Source organism: Polaromonas sp. P1_F1, from assembly GCF_056405795.1.
Window position 1 is genome coordinate 238,510 of record NZ_JBFUBJ010000002.1, and the last position, 16,875, is coordinate 255,384.

Here is a 16,875-nt window from a genome sequence, read left to right on the forward strand (position 1 = left end):
GCTGCTGCTGCGACGCCAAGCTATCTCACTACCGCGATGAAAATTCATTCCTGGCTTCAACTCAACCTGGGGCGACGCTTCGTGATCGGCGTGCCCTATGTCTGGCTGCTGTTGTTCTTTGTGTTGCCTTTCCTGATCCTGCTGCGGATCAGCGTCACGGACATGGGCAACGGTGTGGATCCCTTTGCGCCGCTGATCGAGACGGTGCAGGGGTCCTGGCACGTCATGCTGCGCTACAACAACTATGCGTCCATCTTCATCGACAAAGCGGCCGATACCGCAGGCGGCTTCGGCAACACCATCTACATGGAGGCGTACAAGACTTCGCTGAAGTACGCGGTACTGACGACGCTGTCGTGCCTGCTGATTGGCTATCCGTTTGCGTACTTCATTGCCCGGTCGCGGCCAGCGATCCGGCCGGCCTTGCTGATGCTGGTCATGCTGCCGTTCTGGACGTCCTTCCTGCTGCGCGTGTACGCGTGGAAGGGCATCCTGGCCGACCAGGGCGTGCTCAACAACCTGCTGCTATCCCTGGGCATCATCCAGGAGCCGATGGTGATGCTTTACACGGATGTGTCGATGCTGGTGGGTATGACTTATGTGTACTGCCCCTTCATGATCCTGCCGCTTTACGCCAACCTGGTGAAGATGGACTTTCGTCTGCTGGAGGCTGCCCACGATCTGGGCGCCAGCGCCTGGAAGGCTTTCTGGCTGATCACTGTTCCGCTCAGCAAGTCCGGGATCATCGCCGGCTCGATGCTGGTTTTCATCCCCAGCGTCGGCGAGTTCGTGATTCCGTCGCTGCTGGGGGGCGCTGAAAACATCATGATCGGCCGCGTGGTGTGGGACGAGATGTTCAGCAGCAACAACTGGCCGCGCGCATCCGCGCTGGCCGTGGTGATGATCCTCCTGATCCTGGTGCCGCTGGCTTTTTATTACCGCTCCAGCAGCGACCGTGACGCGCAAGGACGCCACTGAGATGAAAGAAGCCATGAGAACCTTCCTGCGCCTGGCAGAAGGCAACATAGGCCGGATCTGGATGGGGCTGGTGTACCTTTTCCTCTATATCCCGCTGATTTTCCTCATCGTCTTTTCATTCAACAGCACCCGGCAAGACGGTGTTTTCACCGGCTTTTCAACGCGCTGGTATGAGGCGCTGCTGTCGGACTCGCGGTTGGTGGAAGGATTTTTTCTGTCCCTCAAGGTGGCGCTGATCACCGGCACGCTGTCGGTGGTGCTCGGCAGCTTTGCTGCCTTTGTACTGGTGCGCTATTTGCGCTTTACCGGGCGTACGCTGTTCTATGGGTTGGTCAACGCGCCGCTGGTCATGCCCGAGGTCATCATCGGCCTGGCCTTGCTGCTGCTGATGGTGGCGGTGCAGCGCACCATCGGCTGGCCGGACCGGGGTTTCATCACCATCGTGACGGGGCACACCTTGCTCGGCATGGCCTACGCCACGGTGGTCATCCAGTCACGCCTCAGTGAAATGGACCGCACCCTTGAAGAGGCCGCCATGGACCTGGGCTGCCGGCCCGTGCAGGTGTTTTTTCTGGTGACCTTGCCAAGCATTGCACCGGCACTGGTGTCGGCCTGGCTGCTCACCTTCACACTGTCGTTTGACGACGTGGTGATCTCCGAATTCTTGTCAGGGCCCGGCGTGACGACCTTGCCGCAGGTGATCTTCAGCTACGCCCGCCGCGGTGTGAACCCGTCGATTTACGCAGCGGCCACGATTTTGATCACGGTGGTGTCGTTGGGCATCATTGCCTACAGCATTTCCGTGATGCGCCGGCAAAAGCGGCTGGACCGCGAAATCAGTGCGGCGGCTCGACCGGAACAGGCTTTCCCGGACCCCGTCCGGGCAAAGTAGCCAGCACGACGCCGGTCAGCGCGATGGCAAAAGCGCCGATCTGGGTGCCATTGAGCTTTTCTCCCAGAACAATGACGCCGACCGCTGCGGCACTGACCGGCAGCAATACGGTGAAAACGCCGGCCTGATTCGCCGGAATCGTCCTGAGCCCGGTCATCCAGAGCCAGACCGTCCATACGCTGGCTGCGAGCGAATAAAACAGCAGCAACAGCCACGCGGAGGGCGCCACCTTGCCAAAGTCAAATCCCCAAGCCATCCAGAGGCCGAAAGGGGTGACGAGGGCAAAGCCCCAGAGGTTGATCAGTGCGGTGATGCGTTTGGGGCTGAGTACGCCGGTCAGCTTCTTGCCGATGACGGCGTAGGCCGCCTCGCATAAAACCGCGCCCACCAGCAGCAAATTGCCCAGCCAGGCATTTCTGTGTGCCAAATCGGCCTCCGGACCAATGCTGACGGGCGCAACCAGCTCATTTTTTGATAGCGAAACAAGGCCAATGCCGAGCACCGCGCAGGCTATAGCGCCCCATACGCGCGCACCGATGCGCTCCCGCAGGAAGAGCCAGCTCATCAGCGCAACGGCTGCCGGAATGGAAGCCATGATCACACCGGCCGCAACCGCGCTGGTCATGCTCACGCCGAACAGCATGCAGATGGAAAAGAGGAAATTGCCCAGAAAGGATTCGAGGAACAGCAGTCGGCTGGTTTGCCGGCTCATGGGGACTTCGCCTGCCGGTTTTTTCAGCCAATGCAGCATTGCGGTGCCACCGATGCCAAAGCGCAGCCAGGCCAGCAAAAAGACGGGGAAGGCGATGACGAGGGGTTTGGAAAGCGCCACGTAGCTGCCAACGAGCGACATGCTGAGCGCCAGGCAGGCGTAGGCCACGATTCGGTTCATTAAACTGGAGGCTCCTGTGGTGCGGGCCAGTGCGGGGGCCTGCGTTTGTACCGGCCGGGAACGGCCTGGCAGAGGTTGAAATCATGCCTTAATTTCAGAGGGGCATTGCCGGTTACACGCAGCCTGGACAGCCCACAATCCAATGACGACTCTGGCGACGACACTCAAACAATGCCTCAATCTCCTGTCCGTTATGTTTTTGTTTACGGCACCCTGCGCAAGGGTGAGCAGCGTGACATCAACCATTTGCAGCCGCCACCTCGATGGATAGGGCGTGCCAGCGTGGCTGGCGTGATGCACCACCTGGGCAGCTATCCTGGCCTGACGCTAACCGGCCCGGGCACCGTGCAGGGAGAGGTGTATGCCGTGGCGCCCGAGCTGGAGCGTGTGCTGGATGAAATTGAGGAGGTCTGGCCGCAGCAGACCGGTGAATACACCAAGCGCGAGGTGGCGGTGCAGCTTGAGCCGGTATCCGGGCCTGGCCAACCGGAGCGCGCGCGGGAACTGGTGTGTTTCCTCTATGAGATCGCTCCCGAACGGATTCACGGAAAACCGGTGATTACGCTGGGCGATTGGGTGTTGCACCGAACTGGTGGCGCTAGCTGAGTCTCGCAGAGGGTCTGAGGGCCTCGAGAGGAAAGTCAGGGCCGAGGTGCGCTCTTGGCCATCGATACAAGCTGCCTTTCACATTTCATCATTCAATAAATTGATTCCGTAATGTGGAATTAACGAATGCTGCAGTGCAAAATTATTTCTCAATATGAGAGATTGAATTTTGCATTACGATAATTTTAATAAATATCATTGATTTTATTGAATTTTATTTTTGTCTTATATAAGACATAAGATCTTCACAAGGTCTTGTAGAAGACTTAAAGTTGATCCATCGAATTAGCCATTTCTTTATTCAACCTACGGAGCCCACCATGCCGCAAACCCTGACCGAACAATTGAGCCGCGACCAGCAAATTTCCGCCCTGGAAAAAGACTGGGCCACCAACCCGCGCTGGAAAGGCATCAAGCGCGGCTACAGCGCCGCCGACGTGGTGCGCCTGCGCGGATCCTTCCCGATCGAACACACGCTGGCCCGCCGCGGTGCCGAAAAACTGTGGGATCTGCTGCACAACGAGCCTTATGTGAACTGCCTGGGTGCACTCACTGGCGGCCAGGCCATGCAGCAGGTCAAGGCCGGCGTCAAAGCCATCTATCTGTCGGGCTGGCAAGTTGCTGCCGACAACAACAGCTACTCCGCCATGTATCCGGACCAGTCCCTGTACCCGGTGGACTCGGTGCCCAAGGTCGTTGAAACCATCAACAACACCTTCCGCCGTGCAGACGAGATCCAGCACTCCAAAGGCATTGATGCCGGCGACAAAGACTACATCGACTACTTTGCACCCATCGTCGCGGATGCTGAAGCCGGTTTCGGCGGTGTTCTGAATGCCTTCGAACTGATGAAGGCCATGATCAAGTCTGGCGCAGGTGGCGTGCACTGGGAAGACCAATTGGCTTCCGTCAAGAAGTGCGGCCACATGGGTGGCAAGGTATTGCTGCCCACCCGTGAGTCCTGCCAGAAGCTGATCGCTGCGCGTATGGCGGCCGACGTCTGCGGCGTGCCCACGCTGGTGATTGCCCGCACCGATGCTGAAGCCGCTGATTTGCTGACTTCCGACTACGACGAGATCGACAAGCCTTTCCTGACCGGCGAACGCACGGCCGAAGGCTTCTACAAGACGCGCAAGGGTCTTGAGCAGGCTGTAGCCCGTGCCAACGCCTATGCCCACTACGCTGACCTGGTGTGGTGCGAAACCGGCACGCCTGACCTCGACTTCGCGAAGAAATTCGCCGATGCTGTGCACAAGGTTCACCCAGGCAAGATGCTGGCCTACAACTGCTCGCCGTCTTTCAACTGGAAGAAAAACCTCGACGATGCCACCATCGCCAAGTTCCAGCGCGAGCTCGGCGCCATGGGATACAAGTACCAGTTCATCACGTTGGCTGGTATTCACTCCATGTGGTACAACATGTACGACCTGTCGCAAGACTACGTCAAGCGCGGCATGACGGCTTACATCGAGAAGGTGCAGGAGCCCGAATTCGCAGCACGCGACCGCGGCTACACCTTTGTGTCGCACCAGCAGGAAGTTGGCACTGGTTACTTCGATGAAGTGACCACCGCCATTCAGGGCGGCAAATCCAGCGTGACCGCACTGACCGGCTCTACCGAAGAAGAGCAGTTCCACTGATCTCACCTGACCGACGATTACCCAGACACTAGCGCCCTTAACGCGCAGCTTTTCAGCCCGGACAGGACTTAGGGCCTGTCCGGGCTTTTTTACAGGCATTTTTTAGCGTAGAGTGCAGTTTGTTACATAAAACACAAGATGTGCATGATTAACCGGAGGAGGTTGCCGTGTCGGAATTAACCGTGGGTTTCAAGCGTGTTCCCTGTCCTGATTGCAATGGCACCGGCGAACTGCGCATTGAAAGCGAAAACATCAATGAGCATTTTGAAGTCGAAAAACAAACGGTGATCACCGAATGTCCGCGTTGCCTTGGCCTGGGATTTTTGCCGCCGGCCTCACCGCAATAGGACTTTGTGGCGCGAGGCAAACAGGTGGCCGGCGAGCCATCTGCAAGCTGCCGTAAAATAGCCGCATGCAATCAATCAAGCTGGAAACAGGAAGGATCGTTCGGGTTATGACACCGCGAACTACGCCCTCGTCCGTTTTCTGGAGTCATCCAGGGCGCTAGTCCGCACCCCTTGGTGATTGTTAGCTACTGATTTCATAGCTTAAATCCATATCCCCCATCAAAGCGCGGCAGGTTCCGCGCTTTTTTGTTTTTCTGATTTCAGCCTGCTTATAAAAGTTATTCACATGATTCAAATCACGCTCCCCGATGATTCCAAGCGCGAATACCCCCAAGCCGTCACGGTGGCCGAAGTCGCCGCCTCAATCGGTACCGGCCTGGCCAAAGCGGCCTTGGGCGGGAAAGTTGACGGCAAGGTGGTCGACACCAGCTATCTGATTGATAAGGACAGCTCGGTTTCCATCATCACAGCCAAGGATGCCGACGGGTTGGACATGATCCGCCATTCCACGGCCCACTTGCTGGCCTACGCCGTCAAGGAACTGTTCCCGGATGCGCAGGTCACCATAGGCCCGGTGATTGAAAACGGGTTTTTCTACGATTTCTCCTACAAGCGTCCGTTCACGCCGGAAGACCTGGTGGCGATCGAAAAGCGCATGACGGAACTTGCGGCCAGGGATGAGCCAGTGACGCGCCGGGTGCTGCCGCGCGATGAAGCCGTGGCGCATTTCAAGAGCATAGGCGAGCATTACAAGGCTGAAATCATTGCGAGCATTCCCGCCAATGAGGATGTGTCGCTCTACCGTGAAGGCGCTTTTGAAGACCTGTGCCGCGGCCCCCACGTGCCCAGCACGGGCAAGCTGAAGTTCTTCAAGCTCATGAAGGTGGCCGGCGCCTACTGGCGCGGCGATCACCGCAATGAAATGCTTCAGCGCGTTTACGGCACGGCCTGGGCCACCAAGGATGAACTGCAGCAGTATCTGACGATGCTCGAGGAGGCTGAAAAGCGCGACCACCGCAAGCTCGGCAAGGAACTGGACCTCTTTCACATCGACGACCATGCACCTGGCCTGGTGTTCTGGCACCCCAAGGGCTGGACGGTCTGGCAGGGCGTTGAGCAGTACATGCGCAAGGTCTACCAGGACAACGGCTACCAGGAGGTCAAGGGCCCCCAGATCATCGACAAGACGCTGTGGGAAAAAACCGGCCATTGGGACAAGTACCGTGACAACATGTTCACGACCGAGAGCGAAAAGCGCGAATACGCCCTCAAGCCCATGAACTGCCCCGGCCATATCCTGATCTTCAAGCAGGGCATTAAAAGCTACCGCGACCTGCCGTTGCGCTACGGCGAGTTCGGCCAATGCCACCGCAACGAGCCTTCGGGTGGGCTGCACGGCATCATGCGTGTGCGCGGTTTCACGCAGGACGACGGCCACATTTTTTGCACCGAAGATCAGATACTGAAGGAATGCGTGGACTACACGACCTTGCTACAAAAGGTGTACACAGATTTCGGCTTCAAGAACATCATCTACAAGGTCGCCACGCGTCCCGAGGCCCGCATCGGCTCGGACGAAAGCTGGGACAAGGCTGAGCATGCGCTGATGGAAAGCCTGCGCGCGTCCGGTTGCGAGTTTGAGATTGCCCCCGGCGACGGCGCTTTTTACGGCCCGAAGATCGAATACACGCTGAAAGACGCCATCGGCCGCCAATGGCAGTGCGGCACCATGCAGGTCGATTTTTCGATGCCGGAACGTCTGGACGCCGAATATGTGGGCGAAGACGGTAACCGTCACCGCCCCGTGATGCTGCATCGCGCGATTGTGGGCAGCCTGGAGCGTTTTATCGGGATTTTGATCGAAGAGCATGCCGGCGCGCTGCCGACCTGGCTGGCTCCCGAGCAGGTTTCGGTGCTCAATATCACCGATTCCCAGGCTGAATATGCCCGGGAAGTTGCCAAAACACTGCAAAATCAAGGGCTTAGGGTCAATCTGGACCTGCGCAACGAGAAAATTACGTATAAAATACGGGAGCACTCGATGAAAAAGCTGCCGTATATCCTTGTCGTAGGCGACAAGGAGAAAGCGGCAGGTGCCGTTGCAGTGCGCGCCCGGGGTAACAAAGACCTTGGAGTGATGCCTCTCGAAGCCTTCGCTGAAACGATCGCTTCCGACATCGCGAAAAAAGCCTGATTTTTAACAAAATTGTTGATGAATTTGGCCTGTCGTCCTTACAGGACGGGCGCAAGCAGCTATAGCTTTTATAGCAAGAGTTAAAGGATAGAACCATCGCTACTGAATTTCGTGACCGCCGTCACCGTGAAGAACGCAAGCACCGCTTGAACCGTGAAATCATGGCCCCTGAAGTACGTCTGAGCGGGCCAGACAATGAGCCGCTGGGCATTGTCAGCATCACCGAGGCTTTGCGCCTTGCGGGTGAGGCCGATGTGGACCTCGTCGAAATCTCCCCCACAGCGGTTCCACCGGTGTGCCGGTTGATGGATTACGGCAAGTTCAAGTACGCCGAGCAGAAAAAGGCGGCGGAAGCGAAGTCCAAGCAAAAAGTGATCGAGATCAAGGAAATCAAATTCCGGCCCGGCACTGACGATGGGGACTACAACATCAAGTTGCGCAACATCAAGCGCTTCTTGGAAGAGGGCGACAAATGCAAGATTACTTTGCGTTTTCGCGGTCGCGAAATCACGCACCAGGAACTGGGCTTGGCCCTGCTGGCGCGTATTCGTGATGAGTTGGCCGATTTGATTGTGGTGGAGCAATTCCCCAAGCTTGAAGGCAGGCAGATGGTCATGATGATCGCGCCGGGTCGTAAAAAACCGGGTACTGCCAAGCCGGCAGCCGAGACGGCTCCGGCACAGTCCGCAGCCTGAGGCTGGCGGACAGCGGATAAGGACAAGGGGCGCTTTGCGGCGTTCCTGCGAAAGCAGGTGCAAGCCAGCTTTCCAAAAGCGGAGGGGTCAAACCTTTTGCGATCAGCGGGAAGTCGAAAGATTTTCCGCTTAACAAGTGTCTCGGGGCCATCAAGTCTGCGGAAGGTTCGCAGCGCCTCACGAGCACAAATGAAAAGGAGCATTCACATGCCCAAAATGAAGACCAAGAGCGGCGCTAAAAAGCGTTTCCGCGTTCGTCCGGGTGGTACCGTCAAGCGCGGCCAAGCCTTCAAACGTCACATCCTGACCAAGAAGACCACCAAAAACAAACGCCATCTGCGTGGTGCGGTGACTGTCCATGAGACCAATATGGGTCACATGGCACAGATGCTCCCAGGCCAGGGCATTTAATTAACGACGAACAAGGAGTACACACATGCCTCGCGTCAAACGTGGTGTAACGGCTCGCGCCCGCCACAAAAAAGTTTTAGCCCTTGCAAAAGGTTTCCGCGGCCGCCGCGGCAATGTCTTCCGTATCGCCAAAGAAGCGGTAATGAAGGCTGGGCAATATGCCTACCGTGACCGCCGTACCAAGAAACGCGTGTTCCGCCAGTTGTGGATCGCCCGTATCAACGCTGCAAGCCGTTCATTCGGCCTGACTTACAGCCAGTTTGCCAATGGCCTGAAGAAAGCCGGCATCGAGATCGACCGCAAGGTTCTGTCCGACATGGCCATTCATGACAGCGCCGCTTTCGGCGCCATCGTTGAACAGGTGAAAGCCAAGCTGGCTGCCTGATTTTCAAGCCGGGCAGTGTTGGTGCTATTAAATCAATAGCTGCTTGCGCAAGAAAAGAAAGGGCTGGAGCTTGAAAAGGCTCTGGCCCTTTTTCATGGCTCTTTCTGCAGTACTCCCGGAACACGAGTGCTGCTGAAAGCGCCTTCGCTGTTTTGTATTTCGAACAAGAGAACGTATGACTCAACCCGATGCCCTCCAGGAACTGGTCAGCACCGCCCATGCCAGTTTTGCGCAGGCCAACACGCCCGCCGACCTGGAAAACGCCAAGGCGCAGTTCCTGGGCAAAACCGGCCGCGTCACGGAATTGATGAAAGGCATGGCCGCACTCAGCGTGGAAGAAAAAAAATCCCGTGGTGCCGCCATCAACCTGGCCAAACAGGCCATCGAAGCTGCATTGAACGATCGCCGTCAGGCACTGGCCGATGCCGAGCTGCAAAAACAACTGAAAGCCGAAGCGCTCGACGTGAGCCTGCCCGGCCGCCAGCGCGCGCAAGGCGGCTTGCATCCCGTTTCGCTGACGCTGGAACGCATTGAAGGCATTTTTGGCTCCATGGGTTTCGACGTGGCCCAAGGCCCCGAGATCGAGACCGACTGGTTTAATTTCACCGCGCTCAATACGCCCGAAGACCATCCAGCGCGTTCGATGCACGACACCTTTTATGTCGAGGGCGGCACCGAGGCCGCGCCCAACCTGCTGCGCACCCACACCAGTCCCATGCAGATCCGCTATGCGGTCCAGCATGTCAAGAAGCATCGCGCGCTGATCGATGCCGGCGGCCGCATGCCCGAAATTCGCGTCATCGCACCGGGCCGCACCTACCGTGTCGACAGTGATGCCACCCACTCGCCCATGTTCCACCAGTGCGAGGGCCTGTGGATAGGCGAGAACGTGAGCTTCAAGGATCTCAAATTCGTCTTCACCGATTTCTGCCGCACCTTCTTTGAAAGCGACGATCTGGTGCTGCGTTTCAGGCCCAGCTTTTTCCCTTTCACCGAGCCCAGTGCCGAGATCGACATCCAGTTCCAGGCTGGCCCGCTGGCCGGCCGCTGGCTGGAAGTGGCCGGCTCCGGCCAGGTGCACCCGAATGTGGTGCGCAACATGGGGCTGGACCCCGAGAAATACATCGGCTTTGCCTTCGGCATGGGCCCTGACCGCCTGACCATGCTGCGCTACGGCGTCAACGACCTGCGTCTGTTCTTCGACGGCGACATCCGCTTCCTCTCCCAGTTTCAGTCCTGAAATAACAAGAACAAGAAAACAAGGTTAGACCATGCAATTCCCAGAATCCTGGTTGCGCGAATTCTGCAACCCGCCTTTGACGACCCAGCAGCTCGCCGACACACTCACCATGGCCGGCCTGGAGGTCGAAGAACTCAAGCCGGTGGCGCCTCCGTTCACCAGGATTGTTGTTGGCGAAATCAAGGAAGCCGTCCAACACCCGGATGCCGACCGCCTGCGCGTCTGCCAGGTCGACGTGGGGCAGGGCAGCCTGCTCAACATCGTTTGCGGTGCACCCAACGCCCGCGTCGGCATCAAGGTGCCATGTGCCCTGGTCGGCGCCGAGTTGCCTCCCGGTGAAGACGGCAAGCCCTTCCTGATCAAGGTCGGCAAACTGCGCGGCGTGGAAAGCCAGGGCATGCTGTGTTCGGCGCGCGAACTCAAGCTCTCTGAAGACAACGGCGGCCTGCTCGAACTGGTGGCCGATGCGCCGCTGGGCCAGGACATCCGTGAGCATTTGAAGCTCGACGACACCCTGTTCACCCTCAAGCTCACGCCCAACCTGGCGCATTGTCTGAGCGTCTACGGTGTTGCGCGCGAAGTCGCTGCGCTCACGGGTGCACCGCTGAAGACACCGGTCATTCCCGCCGTGGCTGCCGCCGACACCGCGAAACTGCCGGTGAAGATCAGCGCGCCCGATTTGTGCGGCCGCTTTTCCGGCCGCGTGGTGCGCAACGTCAATACGAAAGCCACCACACCCCAATGGATGGTCGATCGCCTGGCGCGCTGCGGCCAGCGCAGCGTGACGGCGCTGGTGGACATCTCCAACTACGTGATGTTCGAGCTGGGCCGTCCCTCGCACATCTTTGACCTCGAAAAAATCCATGGCGGGCTCGATGTCCGCTGGGGCAAGCCCGGCGAGACGCTCAAGCTGCTCAACGGCAATACCGTGACGGTTGACGAAAAAGTTGGCGTGATTGCCGACAATGCACAGGTGGAGTCGCTGGCCGGCATCATGGGCGGCGATGCGACCGCCGTCTCGGACGACACGAAACATGTCTACGTCGAAGCTGCCTTCTGGTGGCCCAAGGCCATCGCTGGCCGTTCGCGCCGTTATAACTTTTCGACTGACGCAGGCCACCGTTTTGAGCGAGGCGTTGATCCCGGGCAGACCGTCGAGCACATCGAGCGCATCACCCAGCTGATCATCGACATCTGCGGCACACCGGAAACGGTGTGCGGCCCCATGGACGACCAGCAGGTTAACGTGCCCAAAGCGGTGCCAGTCACTTTGAGGGTGGCGCGTGCAGCCAAGGTGATCGGCATGCCCCTCACGCAGGCGCAATGCCTGGACGCCCTCCAGCGTCTGGGCCTGCCGGTGACGCAAGGCGAGGGCACGCTGACCGTGACACCGCCCAGCTACCGCTTTGATCTGCAGATCGAAGAAGACCTGATTGAAGAAGTGGTGCGCATGGTGGGTTACAACCAGCTCCCCGAAACACCGCCGCTGGCCCCCATCACCGCCAGGTTGCGCGCTGAAGCCGAACGCAGCCCCTTTGGCGTGCGTCGCGCCCTGGCATCACTGGGTTACCAGGAAACCATTAACTTCAGCTTCGTGGAAGAGCGCTGGGAGCTTGAGCTTGCCGGTAATCCCAACCCCATCAAGCTGCTCAATCCCATCGCCAGCCAGATGAGCGTGATGCGCTCTTCACTGCTGGGTTCGCTCCTGCAGGTGCTCAAGTTCAACCTGGACCGCAAGGCGCCCCGTGTGAACGTGTTTGAGTTGGGCCGCGTTTTTCTGCGCGACACCCAGGTTCAGAACACCGACACCACTGTGGCAGGCTTCAACCAGCCCATGCGTGTGGCTGGCCTGGCCTACGGCCCTCGGGCGGCGATGAACTGGAGCCAGCCTGACAAGGCCGTGGATTTCTTCGATGTCAAGGGCGACGTGGAGACTTTGCTTGCACCGCTTCAGGCCGTTTTTGCGCCGGCGGTGCACCCCGCCATGCATCCCGGCCGCTGCGCAAGCGTGTCCGTGGGCGGCAAGCCGATTGGCTTTGTGGGCGAGTTGCACCCGCAGTGGCGCCAGGGCTACGACCTGGCCCAGGCGCCGCTCCTGTTTGAGCTGGAGCTTGATGCCGTGCTGCAGCGGCTTGTGCCGGAGTTCAAGCCGGTCAGTAAGCTCCAGCCGGTGGAGCGTGACATCGCCGTCATCGTGGCCGAAAGCGTCACACATGCTGCGCTGATGTCGGCCATCCACGGTGCAAACACGCAGGGCCTGCTCAAGGGCGCGACGCTGTTTGACGTCTATCGGCCGCAGCAGGCAAGCGCGAGCATGCAGCTTGGCGAAAAAAGCCTGGCCGTGCGCTTGGTGCTTTCGAGCGACGCCGCTACACTGACAGATGAGGAGATTGAGGCGGCCGTTCAGTCGGTGCTCGACAATCTGCAAGGTCAGTTGGGTGCCCGCTTGCGGGCCTGACCTTTCACGAATAGCGCTCACAATAAAAGTCGCCAGGAGTACCGTTGCATGGATTTTTCTGTAGAAAGCCTGGAAACCCCGGCGCTGACAAAGGCGCATCTGGCCGAGTTGCTGTTTGAACAGATCGGGCTCAACAAACGCGAATCAAAAGACATGATCGACGCGTTTTTTGACCTGATCTCGGACAGCCTGGTGGACGGAAATGATGTGAAAATTTCCGGGTTTGGTAATTTCCAGATTCGCACCAAAGCCCCACGCCCTGGCCGCAACCCGCGAACCGGCGAAGCCATCCCCATTGAGGCCCGCAGGGTGGTGACATTTCATGCCAGCCACAAGCTCAAAGACCAGATCCAGGGCGAAACTGTTGCCGAATAAGTACTAAACCCGGTGGCTTTGTCCGCTTGATTTACGTATCCGGGTAGGTGGTTGTAATTAAATGTCACCTGTGTGACGGAACAACACATGCCAAAAAACCGGCTCAACTCTTTGCGCTAAGTTTCGACTTAGAGTAGATTTGGAGGTTTCCTCCTTAGCGCATTGATTTAATTGGAGAAAACGCTCCCACCCATTCCCGCGAAACGCTATTTCACCATCGGTGAAGTCAGTGATTTGTGCGGTGTCAAACCTCACGTGCTCCGTTATTGGGAGCAAGAGTTCACGCAGCTACGCCCGATGAAGAGGCGTGGCAACCGCCGCTACTACCAGCACCATGAGGTGCTGATGATCCGCCGGATCCGTGATTTGCTCTATGACCAGGGCTTCACCATCAGCGGCGCACGCAACAAGCTTCAGGAAATTGTCCAGACCGAACGCGACAAGCGCCGTAACGGTGAAGTCATGCTTGACGGCGTAGAAGTGCTGGAAGGCGGTGAGTCCCTGCTGGAGGATTTTGAGGATTCCAGTGACCACTCGGACTTTGAAGACAGCGAGCCGGAGGGCGCGGATTTGCCCAGCGGCAGCGCGGCTCAGCAACGACTGCAATTGGTACGGCGCGAGTTGTTTGAAATTCGTGATCTCCTCAGCGCCGGGCACTGAGAAGCATTTTCGGCACGCTATAATAAAAGGCTTGTCGGTGTGTGGCGCAGCCTGGTAGCGCACTTGCATGGGGTGCAAGGGGTCGAAGGTTCGAATCCTTTCACACCGACCAATAAAACCATCAGATAGCCGGTTAGCTAACGCTAACCGGCTTTTTTTGTTTGGGTCGAATATTTGTTGAGGTAGCCGGTCGGCTGTCTTTGAGATCGACGTCAGAGGATTGCCCGTCGTTTAGCTCGACGCAATCGTGTCTGGGGAAAACGCGATGGCAAGTTGCAGGCGCCTGCGTATCAGGCCGGAACAATGCTGGGGATCTGCGTGGCCGGCGGGGTGTTACGGCTGCGGCCGCAGCGAACCAGGCCGTCAATCATCACCATGCCAACGCCGGGAATATCCCCGCGTTGCACACTGTCCAGCAGGTTGAGCCCCGCTGAGTGCTGGGCTTTGTCCATGAAGACCAGATCGGCATCACGGCCTGTTTCTATTAAGCCGCAATTGAGTTTACGAATGCGCGCGGTGTTGCCCGTGGCAAAGCAAAAAACCAGCTCCGCCGGGATATTGCCCAGACTGGAAAGGAGGGCGATAAGGCGCAGCACACCCAGCGGCTGGACACCGGACCCGGCCGGCCCGTCGGTACCCAGGATGACGCGGTGCGGGCACTTGAGCTGCAGCGCCGCCTGCGCGGCTGCAATGGCGACTTTTTCATTGCCGTTATGGACAATTTCAATGGCGCGTGATGATTTCTCACAGAGTTCGCAAACATGTGCTTCCGACAGTGCCGTATGACCGCCATTGATATGGCCGATGACATCGGCGTCTGCTTCCAGCACCACGTCCTTGTCAATCAGGCCTGAGCCGGGAATGGAAGGGCCGCCGGTGTGAATGGTGCTCTGGATGCCATACTTTCGCGCCCAGCCCACCATTTCCTTGGCCTCGTAACCCGCCTTGACTGAACCCAGGCCCACTTCGCCGAGCAAAGTTACACCGGCGTCGGCAAGGTCCTTGAAATCCTGTTCGGTCATGCCTTTTTCGATGATGGGGGCACCAGCCAGTACCTTGACGCCGCCTGGGCGGAAGTTGTCGAACGCCCGTTGCGCGGTTATGGCCAGCGCCTTGAGGCCGACGATGTCCTTGGGACGCCCCGGCAAGTGAACCTCGCCAGCGGAAATCATGGTGGTGACACCGCCGTGCATGGTGGAGTCAATCCAGCCGATCTGGTTCTGGCGCGGCGTCCAGTCGCCGAAAACCGGATGTACATGGCTATCGATCAAACCAGGTGCCACGCAAGTCTGGTGCGCGTCAATCACGGTCTGCGCATGCGCTGTATCACAGTCCTTGGCCTTTCCGATAGCCACGATAAGGCCGTCGTTCACGACGATGGTGTCCGCGTCCAGGATAGGTTGGTCGATGTCTCCGGAGAGCAGCAGGCCAATGTTCCTGATGACGACCTTTCCTGATTTTCCGCTTGATGCCGCTTCTGCCATGGGTGGTCTTTCAAATGCGTCGGGTTGAGCTCAAGGATTCAGCATGACAGTGCGCAGCACGGTGCTGATGATGAAGGCCTGCCATTGCGCCAGCGCCTCAGGTGTTTGCAGGTCTTCGCCGAGGAAGGCTGACAGCGTGTGGCGGTTCGAGATATAGAAGTAGCCGGTGGCGGCAATCAGCAGATAGACATTGCGGGCGGAGATGTCTGCCCGGAAAATCTTCTTGCGCACACCGCTTTCCAGCAGTTGCCGGATGATGGCGATGGCGGGAGACGAGTAATCCCGGGCGCGCTGCGATTTGGCGATGTGCTTGCCGCGGTGCAGGTTTTCCGTATTGAGCAGCGTGATGAACTCCGGATTTTTGCTGTAGTAGGACACCACGAAGCAAATCACGTCCGTCAGAGACTCCACCGGGTGGTCGATGTCCAGTGACAACTCGAGCTCGGCATCATTCATGCGGCGGTACATGTCTTCCAGCACTTCGATGAACAAGCCTTCCTTGCTGCCGAAGTAGTAATAAATCATGCGGTCGAATGACTTGGCCGACCTGGATATTTTCTCTACGCTGCCGCCGTCATACCCATAGCGCGCGAAGACGCGGGTGGCTGCGCGCAAAATGTTGTCGCGCGTGGTCTGCGCGGCTTGCTCCCGTACGCCGGGCCGCTTGGCGACCGTGCGTTTGGTTGTGGCAGTGCGCGGCTTGATGGTTTTGGCCGTCTTCGCTGTCATGTAGAGGTATCCAGTCGCGGTTTATGCGTGATCAAGCGAGAAGGTGTGAGGAGCAATTTCCCACGGCAATGCAATGAGTTGAAGGCAAACGCCGGGCCATCTCTACTGTTCGGCAAAGGCGCGTTCGATCACAAAATCTCCCGGCTTGGATGTATTGCCTTCGATGAAGCCCTTGCCTTCCAGCATGTGCTTGAGGTCCTTGAGCATCGCGGGACTGCCGCAGATCATCACACGGTCATGCGCCGGATCCAGTGCCGGCAACTGCAGGTCGGCCAACATTTTCCCGCTTTCGATCAGGTCGGTGACGCGGCCCATGTTGCGGTAAGCCTCCCGCGTAACGGTAGGGTAGTACAGCAACTGCCTGGAGATCAGCTCACCGAGAAATTCATGTTGGGGCAAGTGATCCACAACCAGGTCGTGATATGCCAGCTCGTCTGCCTGCCGCACGCCATGGACCAGCACGATCTGTTCAAACCGTTCGTAAGTCTCCGGGTCCCGGATGATGCTCATGAATGGCGCCAGACCCGTGCCGGTCGAGAGCAGGTAAAGCCGTTTACCTGGCAGCAGGTAATCGATTACCAGTGTGCCGGTTGGCTTGCGCCCAACGATGATTTTGTCGCCGACCTTGATGTGCTGCAGCCGTGACGTCAGGGGACCTTCCGCGACCTTGATGCTGAGGAATTCAAGATGCTCTTCATGATTGGGGCTCACGATGCTGTAGGCGCGCAGCAAAGGCTTGTCGTTGACCCTTAATCCGATCATGGTGAAGTGGCCGTTGCTAAAGCGCAGTGAGGTGTCGCGTGTGGTGGTAAAGGTAAACAGGCGATCAGTCCAGTGATGGACGGACAACACAGTTTCTTCATTGAAAGCGCTCATGGTGTTATTCGGA

The 16,875-nt window shown here is 58.1% G+C and carries 17 protein-coding genes and 1 tRNA gene; 14 read left to right on the top strand and 4 right to left on the bottom strand.

The window, feature by feature from the left end; translation table 11 throughout:
• Positions 1–36: 36 nt before the first annotated feature.
• The gene (locus tag AC1DZE_RS07260; protein WP_477669065.1) at positions 37–978 is read left to right on the top strand and encodes an ABC transporter permease; all 942 of its coding nucleotides are present in this window, start codon (positions 37–39) and stop codon (positions 976–978) included.
• A gap of 13 nt (positions 979–991) precedes the next feature.
• Positions 992–1,870, top strand: a complete 879-nt coding sequence (locus AC1DZE_RS07265) for an ABC transporter permease (protein WP_477669066.1) — start codon at positions 992–994, stop codon at positions 1,868–1,870.
• On the opposite strand, the gene AC1DZE_RS07270 is transcribed toward AC1DZE_RS07265, so the two are convergent.
• Positions 1,815–2,762, bottom strand: coding sequence for a DMT family transporter (locus tag AC1DZE_RS07270; protein ID WP_477674515.1), 948 nt, complete (start codon positions 2,760–2,762; stop codon positions 1,815–1,817). The genes AC1DZE_RS07265 and AC1DZE_RS07270 overlap by 56 nt on opposite strands.
• 171 nt (positions 2,763–2,933) lie before the next feature.
• On the opposite strand from AC1DZE_RS07270, the gene AC1DZE_RS07275 reads away from it, so the two are divergent.
• From AC1DZE_RS07275 to AC1DZE_RS07330, 12 genes are all read left to right on the top strand, one after another.
• Positions 2,934–3,368 (top strand): gamma-glutamylcyclotransferase family protein, encoded by a 435-nt coding sequence (locus AC1DZE_RS07275; protein WP_477669068.1) that lies wholly within the window; start codon positions 2,934–2,936, stop codon positions 3,366–3,368.
• 320 nt (positions 3,369–3,688) lie between these two features.
• Complete coding sequence (gene aceA, locus AC1DZE_RS07280; protein ID WP_457280344.1) at positions 3,689–5,008, top strand: isocitrate lyase; 1,320 nt, start codon at positions 3,689–3,691, stop codon at positions 5,006–5,008.
• Positions 5,009–5,175: 167 nt separating this feature from the next.
• The gene (locus AC1DZE_RS07285) at positions 5,176–5,355 is read left to right on the top strand and encodes a hypothetical protein (RefSeq protein WP_431095808.1); all 180 of its coding nucleotides are present in this window, start codon (positions 5,176–5,178) and stop codon (positions 5,353–5,355) included.
• Between the two features lie 286 nt (positions 5,356–5,641).
• Entirely contained in the window at positions 5,642–7,549 is a 1,908-nt protein-coding gene (thrS, locus tag AC1DZE_RS07290) for a threonine--tRNA ligase (RefSeq protein WP_477669069.1), read from the top strand.
• Positions 7,550–7,644: 95 nt separating this feature from the next.
• On the top strand, positions 7,645–8,244 hold the full coding sequence (gene infC, locus AC1DZE_RS07295) for a translation initiation factor IF-3 (protein ID WP_477669605.1): 600 nt from the start codon (positions 7,645–7,647) through the stop codon (positions 8,242–8,244).
• Positions 8,245–8,451: 207 nt separating this feature from the next.
• Positions 8,452–8,655 (top strand): 50S ribosomal protein L35, encoded by a 204-nt coding sequence (gene rpmI, locus AC1DZE_RS07300; protein ID WP_007870723.1) that lies wholly within the window; start codon positions 8,452–8,454, stop codon positions 8,653–8,655.
• 25 nt (positions 8,656–8,680) lie between these two features.
• Positions 8,681–9,040 (top strand): 50S ribosomal protein L20, encoded by a 360-nt coding sequence (gene rplT / locus AC1DZE_RS07305; RefSeq protein ID WP_348046678.1) that lies wholly within the window; start codon positions 8,681–8,683, stop codon positions 9,038–9,040.
• Between the two features lie 175 nt (positions 9,041–9,215).
• Complete coding sequence (gene pheS / locus AC1DZE_RS07310; protein WP_477673160.1) at positions 9,216–10,280, top strand: phenylalanine--tRNA ligase subunit alpha; 1,065 nt, start codon at positions 9,216–9,218, stop codon at positions 10,278–10,280.
• 31 nt (positions 10,281–10,311) lie between these two features.
• Positions 10,312–12,738, top strand: a complete 2,427-nt coding sequence (gene pheT / locus AC1DZE_RS07315) for a phenylalanine--tRNA ligase subunit beta (RefSeq protein WP_477669071.1) — start codon at positions 10,312–10,314, stop codon at positions 12,736–12,738.
• Positions 12,739–12,786: 48 nt separating this feature from the next.
• Positions 12,787–13,113, top strand: coding sequence for an integration host factor subunit alpha (locus tag AC1DZE_RS07320; protein ID WP_457280348.1), 327 nt, complete (start codon positions 12,787–12,789; stop codon positions 13,111–13,113).
• 171 nt (positions 13,114–13,284) lie between these two features.
• The gene (locus AC1DZE_RS07325; protein ID WP_457280349.1) at positions 13,285–13,773 is read left to right on the top strand and encodes a MerR family transcriptional regulator; all 489 of its coding nucleotides are present in this window, start codon (positions 13,285–13,287) and stop codon (positions 13,771–13,773) included.
• A gap of 35 nt (positions 13,774–13,808) precedes the next feature.
• Positions 13,809–13,885: transfer RNA gene (locus AC1DZE_RS07330), tRNA-Pro, on the top strand.
• A gap of 178 nt (positions 13,886–14,063) precedes the next feature.
• On the opposite strand, the gene AC1DZE_RS07335 is transcribed toward AC1DZE_RS07330, so the two are convergent.
• The 3 genes from AC1DZE_RS07335 to AC1DZE_RS07345 form a co-directional block, all read right to left on the bottom strand.
• Entirely contained in the window at positions 14,064–15,257 is a 1,194-nt protein-coding gene (locus AC1DZE_RS07335; RefSeq protein ID WP_457280350.1) for an amidohydrolase family protein, read from the bottom strand.
• A 30-nt stretch (positions 15,258–15,287) separates the two neighbouring features.
• Positions 15,288–15,986: a TetR family transcriptional regulator gene (locus tag AC1DZE_RS07340; protein WP_477669072.1), complete on the bottom strand. Its 699-nt coding sequence runs from the start codon at positions 15,984–15,986 to the stop codon at positions 15,288–15,290.
• Between the two features lie 102 nt (positions 15,987–16,088).
• Positions 16,089–16,862: a ferredoxin--NADP reductase gene (locus AC1DZE_RS07345; protein ID WP_457280352.1), complete on the bottom strand. Its 774-nt coding sequence runs from the start codon at positions 16,860–16,862 to the stop codon at positions 16,089–16,091.
• Positions 16,863–16,875: the final 13 nt, after the last annotated feature.

Coding starts and splice junctions, on each gene's coding strand:
- AC1DZE_RS07260 (WP_477669065.1), top strand. CDS start 37: ATGAAAATTCATTCCTGGCTTCAACTCAACCTGGGGCGACGCTTCGTG.
- AC1DZE_RS07265 (WP_477669066.1), top strand. CDS start 992: ATGAGAACCTTCCTGCGCCTGGCAGAAGGCAACATAGGCCGGATCTGG.
- AC1DZE_RS07270 (WP_477674515.1), bottom strand. CDS start 2,762: ATGAACCGAATCGTGGCCTACGCCTGCCTGGCGCTCAGCATGTCGCTC.
- AC1DZE_RS07275 (WP_477669068.1), top strand. CDS start 2,934: ATGCCTCAATCTCCTGTCCGTTATGTTTTTGTTTACGGCACCCTGCGC.
- aceA (WP_457280344.1), top strand. CDS start 3,689: ATGCCGCAAACCCTGACCGAACAATTGAGCCGCGACCAGCAAATTTCC.
- thrS (WP_477669069.1), top strand. CDS start 5,642: ATGATTCAAATCACGCTCCCCGATGATTCCAAGCGCGAATACCCCCAA.
- rpmI (WP_007870723.1), top strand. CDS start 8,452: ATGCCCAAAATGAAGACCAAGAGCGGCGCTAAAAAGCGTTTCCGCGTT.
- rplT (WP_348046678.1), top strand. CDS start 8,681: ATGCCTCGCGTCAAACGTGGTGTAACGGCTCGCGCCCGCCACAAAAAA.
- pheS (WP_477673160.1), top strand. CDS start 9,216: ATGACTCAACCCGATGCCCTCCAGGAACTGGTCAGCACCGCCCATGCC.
- pheT (WP_477669071.1), top strand. CDS start 10,312: ATGCAATTCCCAGAATCCTGGTTGCGCGAATTCTGCAACCCGCCTTTG.
- AC1DZE_RS07320 (WP_457280348.1), top strand. CDS start 12,787: ATGGATTTTTCTGTAGAAAGCCTGGAAACCCCGGCGCTGACAAAGGCG.
- AC1DZE_RS07335 (WP_457280350.1), bottom strand. CDS start 15,257: ATGGCAGAAGCGGCATCAAGCGGAAAATCAGGAAAGGTCGTCATCAGG.
- AC1DZE_RS07340 (WP_477669072.1), bottom strand. CDS start 15,986: ATGACAGCGAAGACGGCCAAAACCATCAAGCCGCGCACTGCCACAACC.
- AC1DZE_RS07345 (WP_457280352.1), bottom strand. CDS start 16,862: ATGAGCGCTTTCAATGAAGAAACTGTGTTGTCCGTCCATCACTGGACT.